We start from the raw sequence: 13,799 nt of genomic DNA, 5'->3' as shown, positions 1-13,799 counted from the left end.
CACAACCGTTGGCACTCGCATCCACCCAGCACTCCGGTGCGCCGGGTGCCGAACATGGTGGCCGCCTCGGCGGAGGTGAAGCTTTCGTGCATTCGCCGTCCATGGGGCTTCGTTGGCCTGGTCGCGCTGGAACTCCACGATCAGAGGGGCCGACGCCGTGGTACCGCGCCGCGGACGCGCGAACCACGATGCGTGCCGTGTCGTTATGTATTCGTTACGGGAACGATAGTTTCGGCGCGCCGGATGTATCGGTCATGTGTCCAGGACGGTTGTCGCGTAGGGTGGACGGTATTCGGGGGCTTTCCGAGCGCACCGCCGACGTGGCCGTGCCGCCTCCGATTCGCGATCCGGCCGCCGTCTCGCCGGGACAGGAGCGTCCCATGACGCATGATGATCGACCGTCGTTCAGCCACGAGCCGACGCCGGAGCAGAACCAGACCGTGTCCGCCGCCGCCGTGCCGCGCCCGGTCTTCAGCAGTGCCGACAGCGCGCCGTCGGCGCCCGCCGACCCCGCCGAGGGGCGCGCACACCGGCCCACCCGCGCGGGTGCGCACCGCCGCCGCGCGTAACCCGCGCGGTGTGGTGCGGGTCGCTGCCCGGAATGCCCGGGAACCGGCCCGGCGTTGCCAGCCGTGAGCGTTCCCGACGACAGATGGCAGGATCCCACGCTATGGCTGCGACAACCCCGACGACATCCTCGACCTCCGCACCCGCCGAGCCGACCACGCTGTGGGTCGAGCGCACCGGTACCAGGGCCTACACCGGCCGCAGCTCGCGGGGAGCCGAGGTGAAGATCGCCTCGCAGGGGGTGCCGGGCGCGTTCACCCCCGGTGAACTGCTCAAGATCGCCCTGGCCGCCTGCTCGGGGCTCAGCGCCGACTTCCCGCTCTCGCGCAAGCTCGGCGACCACTTCGACGCCACCATCCGCGTCTCCGGCGACGCCGACCGCGAGAACGAGGTCTACCCGCAGCTCGACGAGGTGTTCGAGCTGGACCTGAGCGAACTCGACGAGCAGGAGCGCGAGCGACTACTCGTCACCGTGCAGCGGGCCATCGACAAGGTCTGCACGGTGGGGCGCACGCTGAAGGCGGGCGCCAAGGTGACGTTGTCCTTCGAGATCGACGCCTGAGCCGCAGGGCGCGCGCCCACCCGCGGGTCGGCGCGCACGCCCCACTCCGCACCGGGCATGCTGTGCCCATGAGCGAGAGCCCACACGACCACGCCGGCGACCCGGTCCGTCTCTCGGCCTGGGTGCACGGGCACGTGCAGGGAGTCGGCTTCCGCTGGTGGACCCGTTCGCGCGCACTGGAATCGGGGCTGACCGGCTACGCCCGCAACGCGCCCGACGGCCGGGTGCACGTGATCGCCGAGGGCCCGCGGGAGCGCTGTGAGCGGTTGCTGGAGCTGCTGCGTTCGGGCACCACGCCTGGCCGGGTGAGCCTGGTTGTGGAAAGCTGGGAGCCCGCGCGGGGAGATTTGACCGGATTCGAGGAGCGCTAGTGGTGGGTGCAAGGCCGACGGGGAGCGACCGGTGAGCACGCCGGGGCCGGGGGACGGGGATCCGCGGGAGCCCGGGCCGGAACAGCCGGGTTGGCAACCGCCGCAGCTCAACGTGCCGGACGAGCCCGCGCGCGGCGCGCCCGAGCCGGGACCGGATTCGCCGGCGGCCGGGCAGGGCGGCCCGCAGGGGCCGCAACCGCCGGGCGGCACCCCGATGCCGGGCCGGATCCAACGGCAGGAGCCGGGTGTCACCCAACCGCGTCCGCCGACGGTGGCCGAGGCGCGGGCCAGGGACAAGGCGCGCAAGCAGGCCGCCGAGGCCGAGCGCGCGGCCGCCGCGGCGGCCGAAGCCAAGCGCCGCACCCGCAACCGCGTGCTGATCGGCGGCGTCGCGATCGTCGGCGTGGCCGGTCTGGTCGGCGGCGGCTACCTGGCCTACCGCGCGCTCAGCGCACCCGACGAGGTCACCGCGTATTGCGTGAAGACCGAGAACGGCCAGGAGGTCGTGGTCGAGGACCGCTACTGCCAGCCGGGCCAGGCCGGATTCGTCGACGACGACGGGCGTTCGAGCACCGGCTCGCTGATCATCCTCGGCGGTGGCCCGCAGTACCGCTACTACTACGGCGGCACCAACACCGTCGGCAAACCGCCCACCGGCGGCACCACGGTCAAGCCCAAGAGCGCGCAGATCACCACCAAGTCCGGCACCACGATCCAGCGCGGTGGCCTGGGCAGCAAGAGCACCGGTGGCGGTGGTTCCTGATGCGTCGCGTGCGGGGGACCCCGCGTCCGGGCTGGCAGCGCATCATCGAAGAACAGGGTCTCGTCTACGGCTCACCCGGCCGGGACGCCCACGGTGCGCCGCGGCCCTACTGGGACGAGTCGGTGCACTACGAATTCGACATGGCCGAGATCCTCGCCCTGGAAGCCGATGTCGAACTGCTGCACTCGATGTGCCTCAACGCCGTCGAGCATGTGGTGCTCACCGAACGGTTCCGGGATTTCGGTCTGCCGGAATGGAGCTGGGCACCGATCGCCGAATCCTGGCGGCGCGGCGACCCGTACGTCTACGGCCGCTTCGACCTGCGCTACGACGCCCGGCGGCCGGCGAAACTGCTGGAATACAACGCCGACACCCCCACCTCGTTGCTCGAGGCCGCGATCGTGCAGTGGCACTGGCTCACCGACACCCACCCCGGCGACGACCAGTGGAACTCGCTGCACGAGAAGCTGGTCGAGCGCTGGGGCGAGCTGCGCAAGCAGCTGCCCGATCCGCAGTTGCACTTCGCCTGGTCCTCGGCCGACGCCTCCGGTGAGGACAACGTGACCACGGCCTACATGCAGGAGACCGCCGCCGAGGCCGGATTCGACACGATCGCCCTGCCGATCGAGGAGATCGGCTGGGACGTCGAGCTGGAACGTTTCGTCGATCTCGCCGAGGCGCCCATCGAGGCGATCTTCAAGCTCTACCCGTGGGAGTGGGTGCTCGACGACGACTTCGGCAGGAAGGTCGTCGCGAGCCTGCCGGAGACCGCCTGGATCGAGCCGCTGTGGAAGGCGTTGCTGAGCAACAAGGCGATTCTCGCGGTGCTGTGGGAGATGTATCCCGGGCATCCGAATCTGTTGCCCGCCTACCTCGACGAGCCGCACGAACTCACCGAGTACATCCGCAAGCCCAAGCTCGGCCGCGAGGGCGCGAACATGACGATCGTGGGCGCGGGCCTCGAGACCGCCACCGGCGGCGTGTACGGCGCCGAGGGGTACGTCTATCAGCTGCTGGACCCACTGCCCGAATTCGACGGCATGCGACCGGTACTCGGCGCGTGGATGGTCGGCGACACCTCCGCCGGGCTGGGCATCCGCGAAACCGCCGGGCTGATCACCGACGACGGCGCCGCCTTCGTGCCGCACCGCATCCCGACCGACTAGCTCGCACCGCACCTCTTTCGTTCGACACCTTCCGGAAGGATCACGATGACCGCAGTCGCCCTCGAATCGGGGTACTGGAGCGCGCTCGGCGAGGGCGTAGGGGCCATCCTCCTCTACGCCGTCGTCGGCCTGGCGCTGATGCTCGTCGGCTTCTACGCCGTTGATCTGAGCACGCCCGGCCAACTGCGCAGGCTGGTCGCCGAGGGCAAGCCCAACGCCATCATCGTCACCGCGGCGGGTCTGGTCAGCATGGCGTTCATCGTGGTGCTCGCCATCTACTCCTCGGCGGGCAAGCTCGCCGAGGGCCTGATCGCCGCGCTGGTGTTCGGCCTGGTGGGCATCGTCGCGCAGATCGTGTCGGTGCGGGTGCTCGAGCGGGCGTTCGGCATCGACATCGGGGCGGCGCTGCACTCGGAGACCAGGACCACCGAGGTGCTGGTGGTGGCCGCCGCGCACTTCGCGCTCGGCCTGGTCGTCGCGGTCGCGATCCTCTAACGGCCCGACGGCGGCCGGTGCCGCGGCCGGTACGGCATTGACATTCCACAGTGGAGGATGCACACTGTGAACATTCCATTGTGGAAGATCCACCCTTGGAAGATGGAGCCGACCCGATGAGGACACCGGACATGGACATCTCGCCCGCCACCCGCGCCTCCGACGCCGAACGCGAACAGGTCGTCCGCCAGCTGACCGGACACCTGGCCGACGGCCGCATCGATCTGGCCGAATACGACTCGCGCGTCGCGCGCGTCTACGCCACCACCACCCGTGCCGACCTGACCCTCGTGCTGTCGGATCTGCCGCCGCTCGTCGAGAAGCCCGAGCGGCCCGCACCGGTCGCGCGGCCCCGCCTGCCGATCTGGCAGCGCATCGAATTCGCGAGCTGGGCGGGCGTCAGCGTGCTCGTGCTCGTCATCTGGGCCGCCGTCTCCCTCGGGGTCGGCGAGTTCACCTACCCCTGGCCGGTGTGGGTGATCGGCCCGTGGGGCGCGGTCCTGGGCTTCCGCATGCTCACCGGCTGGGAGTCCGGCCGGGGGTGCGGGCGCCCGGTCTGAGGGGTACGGGTCGCCCGACGGTTCCGCTCGGCCGGCGGTGGCGCACCGAGCGGCCGATCATCGGTAGCGGTGGCCCCGGCGGCGGGGTGGGGCCGGGTCGGCGCGGTGGTCCGCACCGTCGCCGGGCGCGGTGGCCACCGCGTCGGCGACATCGTGGCGGGCCCGGTCCCGGTTCGGCGCGACCCGGCTCGGATACGGCTGGCCGGGACGGGGTTGGCTCGGATACTGCTGGCTCGACGAGGACCGGCTCGGGTAAGCCTGGCTCGGAAAAGGCTGGGACGGGACGCCTGTCGAATTCTCCGCGTCGATCCCGGTGCGGGCGGCGAACGGGCCGGACGCCGACTCGGGCTGGGGACGCGACGGTCTCGGCGGAGTCGTGGCCGGGCCGGTCCGCGTGCGCCGGGGCAGGTCCGGCCGAGCGGGCCGGTCTGCGGGCGGCACCACGTCCGCGTCCGGCCTGCGGCGGCGCCCGGACGGGCTCGGCGTGGCCGCGGGGAGGGGACCGGAGCCGGGGCCACGCCGGGTCGGTGGCTCGTCGCGAATCGCCCCTGACCGGGCGCGGCCGGCGCGTTCCTTCCGCGTCCTGTGCTCGACCGGATCGTTGTCCCGGCGCCGGGCGTCCGCACCGGATCGCGCGCCGGGTTCACGCGGCGGGGTGTCCTCCCGGCCCGGGACGGGGCGTCGTGCGCCGGGACGAAGGATGGGGAGTTTGTGGGTGGTCCGGCTGGGATGGTCGCCCTTCTCCCGATAGGTGCCGGGGATGCCGTGGGCGCGCAACCAGGCGCCGGGGTCGGCGCGGCTGTCCGGATCGAGCCGCGGAACGACCTCTTCCAGGAGATCGAGCACGTGTCCGTCGCCGCCGAGGACGCCGTGCACGGCGGGAAAGGTGTCCGGGCGGAAGGTCCACGACCATTCGTGGCCCGGGTGGGGTCCGTCGTGATCGCGGCCGTGGATGACGAGGTTGCCGGACTTCGCGATCCTGGCCCGGATCCGCCGGCCGCCGGTGGCGTAGCGGTAGTCCTCCGGTTGCGGGGCGGGCGGGTGCTCGGCCTCCAGCTCCTCGACGTGCTCGAGGTGTTCGGCGCGCACGATCTCGAACCACGCGGCCAGCAACGCCAGCGCGCCGAGCACCGCCGCGGCGACCAGCTCGAGCCACACGTCGGTCGGGACGATGCGCCGGGTCCGCTCACAGGCGTGCAGGAACAACAGGCACCCGGCGACGAGCGCGGTGATCCGGCCCAGCCGAAGAACCGTGCCGATCGATGGTGCGCGCATCCGCTGTTGCTCCCGAACGAGAATTTCCGTCGCCGAATCCGACTGGATCGTATGCGCAGCGGAGCCGAAAAGGCAGGGTGAGAACTGTCCGGCCGGGCCGGGCCGACCCCGTCCGTCCGGGCAGGTCGGACAGCAAATCTCCAGCACCGGGAAATCCCGGCGTACGGCGCCGGGCTCGTTAGTCTGATCGGGGGGCCGGGCCGGGCGGTGACCGCGCCGCCGTCACGGTGCTGACCGGCCGATATCATGGCTGGTCGCCCCGTGGCGCAGTGCCCGTCCCACCCGCGCACGAAAGGTCGTCGAATTTGCACCTGAAGAGCCTGACGTTGAAGGGATTCAAATCCTTCGCGTCCGCGACGACGTTGCGCTTCGAGCCCGGCATCACCTGCGTGGTCGGGCCCAACGGCTCCGGCAAATCCAACGTCGTCGACGCGCTCACCTGGGTGATGGGCGAGCAGGGCGCCAAGGCCCTGCGCGGCGGCAAGATGCAGGACGTCATCTTCGCGGGCACCGCGGGCCGCGCACCGCTCGGTCGCGCCGAGGTCACCCTGACCATCGACAACTCCGACGGCGCGCTGCCCATCGACTACGCCGAGGTGTCCATCACCCGGCGCATGTTCCGCGACGGCGCGGGCGAATACGAGATCAACGGCAACTCGTGCCGCCTGATGGACGTGCAGGAACTGCTCAGCGACTCCGGCATCGGCCGGGAGATGCACGTCATCGTCGGACAGGGCCAGCTCTCCGCGATTCTCGAATCGCGGCCGGAGGACCGCCGCGCCTTCGTCGAGGAGGCCGCGGGCGTGCTCAAACACCGCAAGCGCAAGGAGAAGGCGGTCCGCAAGCTGGAGGCCATGCAGGCCAACCTCGCGCGCCTGACCGACCTCACCACCGAATTGCGCCGTCAGCTCAAACCGCTGGGCCGCCAGGCCGAGGTGGCCCGCCGCGCCCAGACCGTGCAGGCCGACCTGCGTGATGCCCGCCTGCGGCTGGCGGCCGACGATCTGGTGACGCGCCGGGCGGAGCTGGCCAGCCAGCAGAGCAAGGAAGCCTACGCCCGCGAGCAGCAGATCACCGTGCAGTCCGAGCTGGATGCCGCCAATGCCGCGCTGGCGCAGCAGGAGTTCGAGCTGTCCAAGCTCACGCCGAGTGCCGAGGCCGCCGCGCAGACCTGGTTCCAGCTCTCCGCGCTGACCGAACGGGTGAACGCCACCATCCGCATCGCCGGTGACCGGGCCAGGCATCTCGACACCCAGGCTCCGGCCGGCACCGGCCGCGACCCCGACCAGCTGGAGGCCGAGGCCGACCGCGTCGAGGCGGAGGAGGCGGAACTGCGCGAGGCGGTGGAGATCGCCGCCGAGACACTGGAGGCGGCGCGCGACCAGCTGGCCGAGCGCGAGCACGCCGCCAAGGCAGCCGAACAGGCGCACCTGGCGGCGGTCCGGGCGATCGCCGACCGGCGCGAGGGGCTGGCGCGCCTGACCGGCCAGGTGGAGAACCTGCGCACGCGCGCCCAATCGGTCGATGCCGAAATCGCGCGGCTCTCGGTCGCGATCGCCGAGGCGCGCAGGCGCGGGGAGAGCGCACAGGCCGAATTCGACGGCGTGCAGGCGGAATTGAGCGAACTCGACGCGGGCGAGGAGGGGCTGGACGCCCAGCACGAGCACGCCGTGCAAGCGCTCGAGCTGGCCGACGAGCGGGTCCGCGAACTGCGCGAGCAGGATCGCGACGCGAGCAAGCGGGTCGCCTCGCTCACCGCCCGGATCGAGGCGCTCGGCATGGGGCTGGCGCGGCGCGACGGGTCGGCCTGGCTGGTCGAACACCACCCCGAGGGGTTGCGCGGCCCGCTGTCGGAGCTGCTGCGCGTGCGCGCCGGGTTCGAGGCGGCGGTGGCCGCGGTGCTCGGTCCGGTCGCCGATGCCGTCGCCGCCGACACCGCACCGGCCGCGCACGCCGCCATCCGCGCACTCAAGGACGCCGACGGCGGCCGGGCGGCCCTGGTGTTCGGCGCCGCCGCCGGGGACGAGCCCGCGGGCGAGCCGCTGCCCGCGGGCGCGCATCGGCTCACCGACGTCGTCGACTGTCCCGCCGAGCTGCGCGCGGGCATCCGCGCGCTCACCGCCGACGTCGCGGTCGTCGACGACCTCGATACCGCCGCCGCGCTGCTGGCGCAGCGCCCCGACCTGCGGGTGGTCACCCGCGACGGCGATCTCACCGGCACCGGCTGGCTCATCGGCGGCTCCGACCGGGCGCCGAGCCAGCTCGAGATCCAGGCCGACATCGATGCCGCGAAGGCCGAACTCGTCGCCGCCCAGCGGCACGCCGAGGAACTCGAGGCGGCGCTGGCGGGGGCGCTCGCCGAACAGGCCGACCGCAAGGAGGCCGTCGACCACGCGCTGATGGCATTGCACGAATCCGACCAGGCGATGATCGCCATCTACGACCGGCTCGGCAGGCTCGGCCAGTCCGCCCGGTCGGCGCAGACCGAGGCCGAACGACTGACCGGCCAGCGGGCCGACGCCGAGGCGAGCCGGGAGGAGACGCTGGCCGCCCTCGCCGAACTGGAGGAACGCCTGCGCAACGCCGAGCACGAGCAGGCCGCCGTCGACGAGGGCGCCGGCACCGCGGGCACCGAGGCCGCCGCCCGGGTCCGGGAGGAGGCCGCCGCCGCCCTCGCCGAGGCCAGGTCGATGGAGGTGGAGGCCAGGCTCGCGGTACGCACCGCCGAGGAACGCGCCGAATCGGTGCGCGGCAAGGCGGATTCGCTGCGCCGCGCGGCCCGCGCCGAACGGGAGGCGCGAGCCAGGGCCGAGCGCGCGCAGGCCGCCCGCAGGCAGGCCGCCGCCGTGGCCGCCGCCGTCGCCGAGTCCGGCGCGCGCATCGCGGGCGAACTGGAGAAGGTGGTCGCGGCGGCCGCCGCCCGCCGCGACGAGCTGGTGCGCAGGCGCACCGAATGCGCGGCCCAGGTGGAGCAGACCAAGGAGCGGGTGCGCGCACTGACCACCCAGCTGGCCCAGCTCACCGACGCCGTGCACCGCGACGAGGTCGCCAAGGCGCAGGCCGCGCTGCGGATCGAGCAGCTCGAGGCCACCATCGCCGAACAGTTCGGTATCGCCCTGCCCGACCTCATCGCCGAATACGGTCCGGACGTGCCGCTGCCGCCCTCGGATCTGGAATGGCAGGAGTACGAGCAGGCCAAGGAGCGGGGTGAGCAGGTCAGCGCCCCGCAGCCGATGCCGTACGACCGGGCCGAGCAGGAGCGCCGCGCGAAGCGCGCCGAGAAGGATCTGGCCACGCTGGGCAAGGTGAACCCGCTCGCGCTCGAGGAGTTCGCGGCGCTCGAGGAGCGCTACAACTTCCTGGCCACCCAGCTCGAGGACGTCAAGAACGCGCGCAAGGACCTGCTCGACGTGGTCGCGGAGGTGGACGCGCGCATCCTGCAGGTGTTCACCGAGGCCTACGCCGACGTGGAGCGGGAGTTCGTGCAGGTGTTCTCGACACTGTTCCCCGGCGGTGAGGGCAGGCTGCTGCTCACCGACCCCTCCGACATGCTCACCACCGGCATCGAGGTGGAGGCCCGCCCGCCCGGTAAGAAGGTCAAGCGGCTGTCGCTGCTGTCCGGCGGGGAGAAGTCGCTCACCGCCGTCGCGCTGCTCGTGGCGATCTTCCGCGCCCGCCCCTCCCCGTTCTACGTGATGGACGAGGTGGAGGCCGCGCTGGACGACACCAACCTGCGCCGGTTGATCGGGTTGTTCGAGCAACTGCGGGAGAAGAGCCAGCTGATCGTCATCACCCACCAGAAGCCGACGATGGAGATCGCCGACGCCCTCTACGGCGTCAGCATGCGCGGCGACGGCATCACCCAGGTGATCTCGCAGCGTCTGCGCGGGGAGAACCTGACACCCGCCGCGACCTGACCGACCTCAGCCGGGCCGGCCCGGCAGCCGCACGACGCTACGCCCGGTCGCCACCGGAACCGACCGATCGTGTGGCTCCGGCGGGGGCGGCGGACGCGCCGCCTAGAGCAGATCGCTGACGTCGTCGGGCACGTCGACGGCGTATTTGCGCAGGATGTCCATCGAGATCACCTCGAGGGCGTTCTCGTGGGTGGCGGCCAGCACCACCGGCGCGGCCGCCCCGTCCTCGTGGGCGTGCAGCCAGCGCACCGCCACCACGCACCAGCGGTCGCCGGGCTGCAGGCCGGGGAAGTTGTTCTCCGGGCGCGGGGTGCTCAGGTCGTTGCCGATGGAGGCCTGATGCTCGAGGAATTCCGCCGTGACGACGGTGCAGACGGTATGGCTGCCCAGATCCTCCGGCCCCGTACTACAGCAGCCGTCCCGGTAGAACCCGGTGAGAGGATCGGTGCCGCACTCTTCCAGCGGCCCCCCAAGCACGTTTCGATCGGTCACGTCGCCGATCCTATTGTTCCGGGGCGAGAAGTTCCGCAGGACAAGAAATCTCGAGGGGCTGTGTCACCGCTCCCGGCCGCGCCGAACAGGACCGATGTGGCGTTCTGCAAGGATGGTCGTCGTGAGTGCCGAAGCCTGGATTGTGATAGCCGCCGTCGCCGCCCTGCTGCTGGTGGCGCTCGTCGCCGGATTCGTCCTGTACAAACGCCGCCGGATCTCGCTGTCCGCCCCCACCGCGGAGAAGGAGCTGACCGACCGCTCGGGCGGCTACACGGCAGCGGGCGGATTCACCTTCAGCCAGGGCGGGACGGCGACGGCCACCCGCCCGGAGCCGCTGCAACGCACCGACACCGAGGGGCAACCGCACGTCGGTGACGACGCCGCCGTGCCGCGCGACGCGCCCCGGCGCGGCATCACCAACGTGCCGCTGCCCGAGGGCGATGTCACCGAGGGTCCCAGCGGCGGCGGCGCCACCGTCGCCGAACCGGAACCCGAGACCACCCCCGCACCCGATCTGCCCGGCACCACGGCACCGGCCACCGACACCGCGCCCACCGACACGGCGCCCACCCATACCGCGCCCACCGACACGCCCGCACCTGCCGAGACCACTCCGGCAGCGCCCGCCACGACCCCGCCGGTCGCCGAGCCGGACACGGTCGTCCCCGAGGTGCCCGCCACCCCCGCCGGTGCCGAGACCGCGCCCGCCCTGGAGGAGATCGAGCCCACCGCGGGCAGGCTGACCAAGCTGCGTGGCAGGCTCTCGCGCTCCCAGAACGCCGTCGGCAAGAGCCTGCTCGGCCTGCTCGGCGGCGGCGACCTGGACGAGGACTCCTGGGAGGAGATCGAGGACACCCTGGTGCTGGCCGATCTCGGCACGGCGAGCACCACCGCCGTCGTCGAGCGGCTGCGCGAGGAGATGGCCGCGCGCAGTGTGCGCACCCCGGAACAGGCGCGTCAGGTGCTGCGCGACGTACTCGTGGAGGCACTGCGCCCGGAGCTGGACCGCTCGATCCGCGCGCTGCCGCATCCGGATCACCCGGCGATCCTGCTGGTCGTCGGCGTCAACGGCACCGGGAAGACCACCACGACCGGCAAGCTGGCCCGCGTGCTGGTCGCCGACGGCCGTCGCGTGCTGCTCGGCGCTGCCGACACCTTCCGCGCCGCCGCCGCCGATCAGTTGCAGACCTGGGGTGAGCGGGTCGGCGCGGAGACCGTGCGCGGCAAGGAGGGCGCCGATCCGGCCGCCGTCGCCTTCGACGCGGTCGCCGCGGGCATCGAGCGCGGCGTGGACGCCGTGCTCATCGACACCGCGGGCCGCCTGCACACCAAGACCGGCCTGATGGACGAGCTCGGCAAGGTCAAGCGCGTGGTGGAGAAGAAGGCCGCCGTCGACGAGGTGCTGCTGGTGCTCGACGCCACCGTCGGCCAGAACGGCCTGATGCAGGCGCGGGTCTTCGCCGAGGTCGTCGACATCACCGGTGTGGTGCTGACCAAGCTGGACGGCACCGCCAAGGGCGGCATCGTCTTCCAGGTCCAGCACGAACTCGGCGTGCCGGTCAAGCTGGTCGGCCTCGGCGAGGGCGCCGACGACCTCGCCCCCTTCGAAGCGGGCGCCTTCGTGGACGCCCTGCTGGGCTGAGCCGCACCACCGAACCCACCGCGGCCGGGCAGCGCGCCCGGCCGCGGCGTGCGCTGCCCGGCTCGCCCGACATGTCCGCACACCAGGGGCGATACCTGTGGTGAACGTCACGAAACGTGACCGAAACACAACCGCGGCATCCGTTCACTCAGGTGAAACACCACAGCTCTCCGGATGAAACACCGAGCGAACACCCTTCTCTGCAGGTCCATTTGCCACAGGCGGCTGGGCCCGAGATGAGGAGGACATTAAGGTGGCTTTTCCCGTAATCGGCGCACCGGACGCCGGTGACACCGCATGGATGCTGGCCAGTGCCGCACTCGTGCTGTTGATGACGCCAGGACTCGCGTTCTTCTACGGCGGCATGGTCCGCAGCAAGAACGTGCTCAACATGATCATGATGAGCATCAGCGCGATGGGTTTGATCACCATCCTCTGGGTGCTGTACGGCTTCTCCGTCGCCTTCGGTGAGGACAAGGCCAACCTCATCGGCGACCCCGGCCAGTACTTCGGCCTGAAGGGGGTGTTCGGCGGCAGCTACCTGGCCTCCACCGATCCCGCCGAGCCCGCCGCGATCCCGCTCAACGGCACCATCCCGCTGTCGCTGTTCGTCGCGTTCCAGCTCATGTTCGCGATCATCACCGTCGCACTCATCTCGGGCGCGGTCGCCGACCGCCTGAAGTTCGGCTCGTGGCTGGTCTTCGCGGGCGTGTGGGCCACCATCGTCTACTTCCCGGTGGCGCACTGGGTGTTCGCCTTCGACGGGTACACCGGCGAGGAGGGCGGCTGGATCGCCAACAACCTCAAGGCCATCGACTTCGCGGGCGGCACCGCGGTGCACATCAACGCCGGCGCCGCCGGTCTGGTGCTCGCGCTGATCCTCGGGAAGCGCAAGGGCTGGCCGCAGACGCCGTTCCGCCCGCACAACCTGCCCTTCGTCATGCTCGGCGCCGGTCTGCTCTGGTTCGGCTGGTACGGCTTCAACGCCGGGTCGGCCGTCGGCTCCAACGGGATCGCCGGCGCGACGTTCCTCACCACCACCATCGCCACCGCCGCCGCGATGCTCGCCTGGCTGGTGGTGGAGAAGATCCGCGACGGCCACCCCACCTCGCTGGGCGCGGCGTCGGGCATCGTGGCAGGCCTGGTCGCCATCACCCCGGCGTGCTCCTCGGTGAACGTGCTCGGTGCGCTGGCCATCGGTGTGGTCTCCGGTGCGCTGTGTGCGCTGGCGGTCGGCCTGAAGTTCAGGTTCGGCTTCGACGACTCGCTCGACGTGGTCGGCGTGCACCTGGTCGGCGGCCTGGTCGGCACCCTGATGGTCGGCCTGGTGGCGGCGCCGGAAGCGCCCGCGGCGGTCGAGGGCTTGTTCTACGGTGGTGGGATCGAGCAGTTGAAGCTGCAGGCCGTCGGTGCGTTCACCGTGCTTGCCTACTCGCTGGTCGCGACGGCCGTCATTGCTCTGATCCTGAAGTTCACGATCGGTCTGCGCGCCGACGACGAGGCCGAGTCGGTGGGTCTGGACGAGTCCGAGCACGCGGAAACCGCATACGATTTCGCTGCTGTGGGTGGCACGGCACGCTCGCTCGTCAAGGAGGCATGACGACATGAAACTGATCACCGCAATCGTCAAACCGTTCACGCTCGAGGACGTCAAGACCGGTCTGGAACAGGCGGGCGTGTTCGGCATGACCGTCAGCGAGGTGCAGGGCTACGGCAGGCAGAAGGGCCACACCGAGGTCTACCGCGGCGCCGAGTACTCGGTGGACTTCGTGCCGAAGGTCCGGGTCGAGGTCGTCGTCGACGATGCCTCCGTCGACAAGGTCGTGGACGTGATCGTCGAGGCGTCGCGCACCGGCAAGATCGGCGACGGCAAGGTGTGGGTCACCCCCGTCGAGTCGATCATCCGCGTGCGCACCGGCGAGCGCGGCACCGACGCGCTGTAGCGGGATTTCGAGTCGAGCGGCGGCCCCGCTCCCACCGGACAGCCCG

General features: G+C 71.5%; 13 protein-coding genes. 11 read left to right on the top strand and 2 right to left on the bottom strand.

Annotated elements, in window-relative coordinates:
- Positions 1-380: 380 nt before the first annotated feature.
- The 7 genes from CRM89_RS14395 to CRM89_RS14365 all read left to right on the top strand — a co-directional run bounded on the left by CRM89_RS14395 (position 381) and on the right by CRM89_RS14365 (position 4,484).
- Positions 381-569, top strand: coding sequence for a hypothetical protein (locus CRM89_RS14395; RefSeq protein WP_115410186.1), 189 nt, complete (start codon positions 381-383; stop codon positions 567-569).
- 101 nt (positions 570-670) lie between these two features.
- Positions 671-1,129, top strand: a complete 459-nt coding sequence (locus CRM89_RS14390; protein ID WP_011210708.1) for an OsmC family protein — start codon at positions 671-673, stop codon at positions 1,127-1,129.
- A 68-nt stretch (positions 1,130-1,197) separates the two neighbouring features.
- On the top strand, positions 1,198-1,500 hold the full coding sequence (locus CRM89_RS14385; protein ID WP_011210707.1) for an acylphosphatase: 303 nt from the start codon (positions 1,198-1,200) through the stop codon (positions 1,498-1,500).
- Between the two features lie 31 nt (positions 1,501-1,531).
- A complete protein-coding gene (locus CRM89_RS14380; protein ID WP_060594828.1) occupies positions 1,532-2,263 on the top strand; it encodes a hypothetical protein in 732 nt (243 codons plus the stop codon).
- Complete coding sequence (locus CRM89_RS14375; RefSeq protein WP_011210705.1) at positions 2,263-3,429, top strand: glutathionylspermidine synthase family protein; 1,167 nt, start codon at positions 2,263-2,265, stop codon at positions 3,427-3,429. The genes CRM89_RS14380 and CRM89_RS14375 overlap by 1 nt, the downstream gene beginning before the upstream one ends.
- A gap of 45 nt (positions 3,430-3,474) precedes the next feature.
- A complete protein-coding gene (locus CRM89_RS14370; protein ID WP_011210704.1) occupies positions 3,475-3,924 on the top strand; it encodes a DUF350 domain-containing protein in 450 nt (149 codons plus the stop codon).
- Between the two features lie 116 nt (positions 3,925-4,040).
- Positions 4,041-4,484, top strand: coding sequence for a DUF1707 domain-containing protein (locus CRM89_RS14365; protein WP_011210703.1), 444 nt, complete (start codon positions 4,041-4,043; stop codon positions 4,482-4,484).
- Positions 4,485-4,541: 57 nt separating this feature from the next.
- Here the strand turns inward: CRM89_RS14365 and CRM89_RS14360 are convergent, their stop codons facing one another.
- On the bottom strand, positions 4,542-5,759 hold the full coding sequence (locus tag CRM89_RS14360) for a hypothetical protein (protein WP_098084380.1): 1,218 nt from the start codon (positions 5,757-5,759) through the stop codon (positions 4,542-4,544).
- Between the two features lie 305 nt (positions 5,760-6,064).
- On the opposite strand from CRM89_RS14360, the gene smc reads away from it, so the two are divergent.
- Entirely contained in the window at positions 6,065-9,676 is a 3,612-nt protein-coding gene (gene smc / locus CRM89_RS14355) for a chromosome segregation protein SMC (protein WP_098084377.1), read from the top strand.
- A gap of 102 nt (positions 9,677-9,778) precedes the next feature.
- On the opposite strand, the gene CRM89_RS14350 is transcribed toward smc, so the two are convergent.
- Positions 9,779-10,168 (bottom strand): DUF2237 family protein, encoded by a 390-nt coding sequence (locus CRM89_RS14350; RefSeq protein WP_011210700.1) that lies wholly within the window; start codon positions 10,166-10,168, stop codon positions 9,779-9,781.
- A 121-nt stretch (positions 10,169-10,289) separates the two neighbouring features.
- Between CRM89_RS14350 and ftsY the strand changes: the two genes are divergently transcribed.
- The 3 genes from ftsY to CRM89_RS14335 all read left to right on the top strand — a co-directional run bounded on the left by ftsY (position 10,290) and on the right by CRM89_RS14335 (position 13,753).
- A complete protein-coding gene (gene ftsY / locus CRM89_RS14345; protein WP_098086993.1) occupies positions 10,290-11,810 on the top strand; it encodes a signal recognition particle-docking protein FtsY in 1,521 nt (506 codons plus the stop codon).
- Between the two features lie 253 nt (positions 11,811-12,063).
- Positions 12,064-13,410, top strand: a complete 1,347-nt coding sequence (locus CRM89_RS14340) for an ammonium transporter (protein ID WP_011210698.1) — start codon at positions 12,064-12,066, stop codon at positions 13,408-13,410.
- A gap of 4 nt (positions 13,411-13,414) precedes the next feature.
- Positions 13,415-13,753 (top strand): P-II family nitrogen regulator, encoded by a 339-nt coding sequence (locus tag CRM89_RS14335; RefSeq protein WP_011210697.1) that lies wholly within the window; start codon positions 13,415-13,417, stop codon positions 13,751-13,753.
- The last annotated feature ends 46 nt before the right edge of the window (positions 13,754-13,799 follow it).

It is taken from the genome of Nocardia sp. FDAARGOS_372 (assembly GCF_002554515.1).
GTDB lineage: Bacteria > Actinomycetota > Actinomycetes > Mycobacteriales > Mycobacteriaceae > Nocardia > Nocardia farcinica.
The sequence above is the reverse complement of the archived record's forward strand: the minus strand, read 5'-3'. Positions and strand labels throughout refer to the sequence as shown.

Bases quoted from the DNA above. Each gene is read 5' to 3' on its own strand.
- CRM89_RS14395 (WP_115410186.1), top strand. From the start codon at position 381: ATGACGCATGATGATCGACCGTCGTTCAGCCACGAGCCGACGCCGGAG.
- CRM89_RS14390 (WP_011210708.1), top strand. From the start codon at position 671: ATGGCTGCGACAACCCCGACGACATCCTCGACCTCCGCACCCGCCGAG.
- CRM89_RS14385 (WP_011210707.1), top strand. From the start codon at position 1,198: ATGAGCGAGAGCCCACACGACCACGCCGGCGACCCGGTCCGTCTCTCG.
- CRM89_RS14375 (WP_011210705.1), top strand. From the start codon at position 2,263: ATGCGTCGCGTGCGGGGGACCCCGCGTCCGGGCTGGCAGCGCATCATC.
- CRM89_RS14370 (WP_011210704.1), top strand. From the start codon at position 3,475: ATGACCGCAGTCGCCCTCGAATCGGGGTACTGGAGCGCGCTCGGCGAG.
- CRM89_RS14365 (WP_011210703.1), top strand. From the start codon at position 4,041: ATGAGGACACCGGACATGGACATCTCGCCCGCCACCCGCGCCTCCGAC.
- CRM89_RS14360 (WP_098084380.1), bottom strand. From the start codon at position 5,759: ATGCGCGCACCATCGATCGGCACGGTTCTTCGGCTGGGCCGGATCACC.
- CRM89_RS14335 (WP_011210697.1), top strand. From the start codon at position 13,415: ATGAAACTGATCACCGCAATCGTCAAACCGTTCACGCTCGAGGACGTC.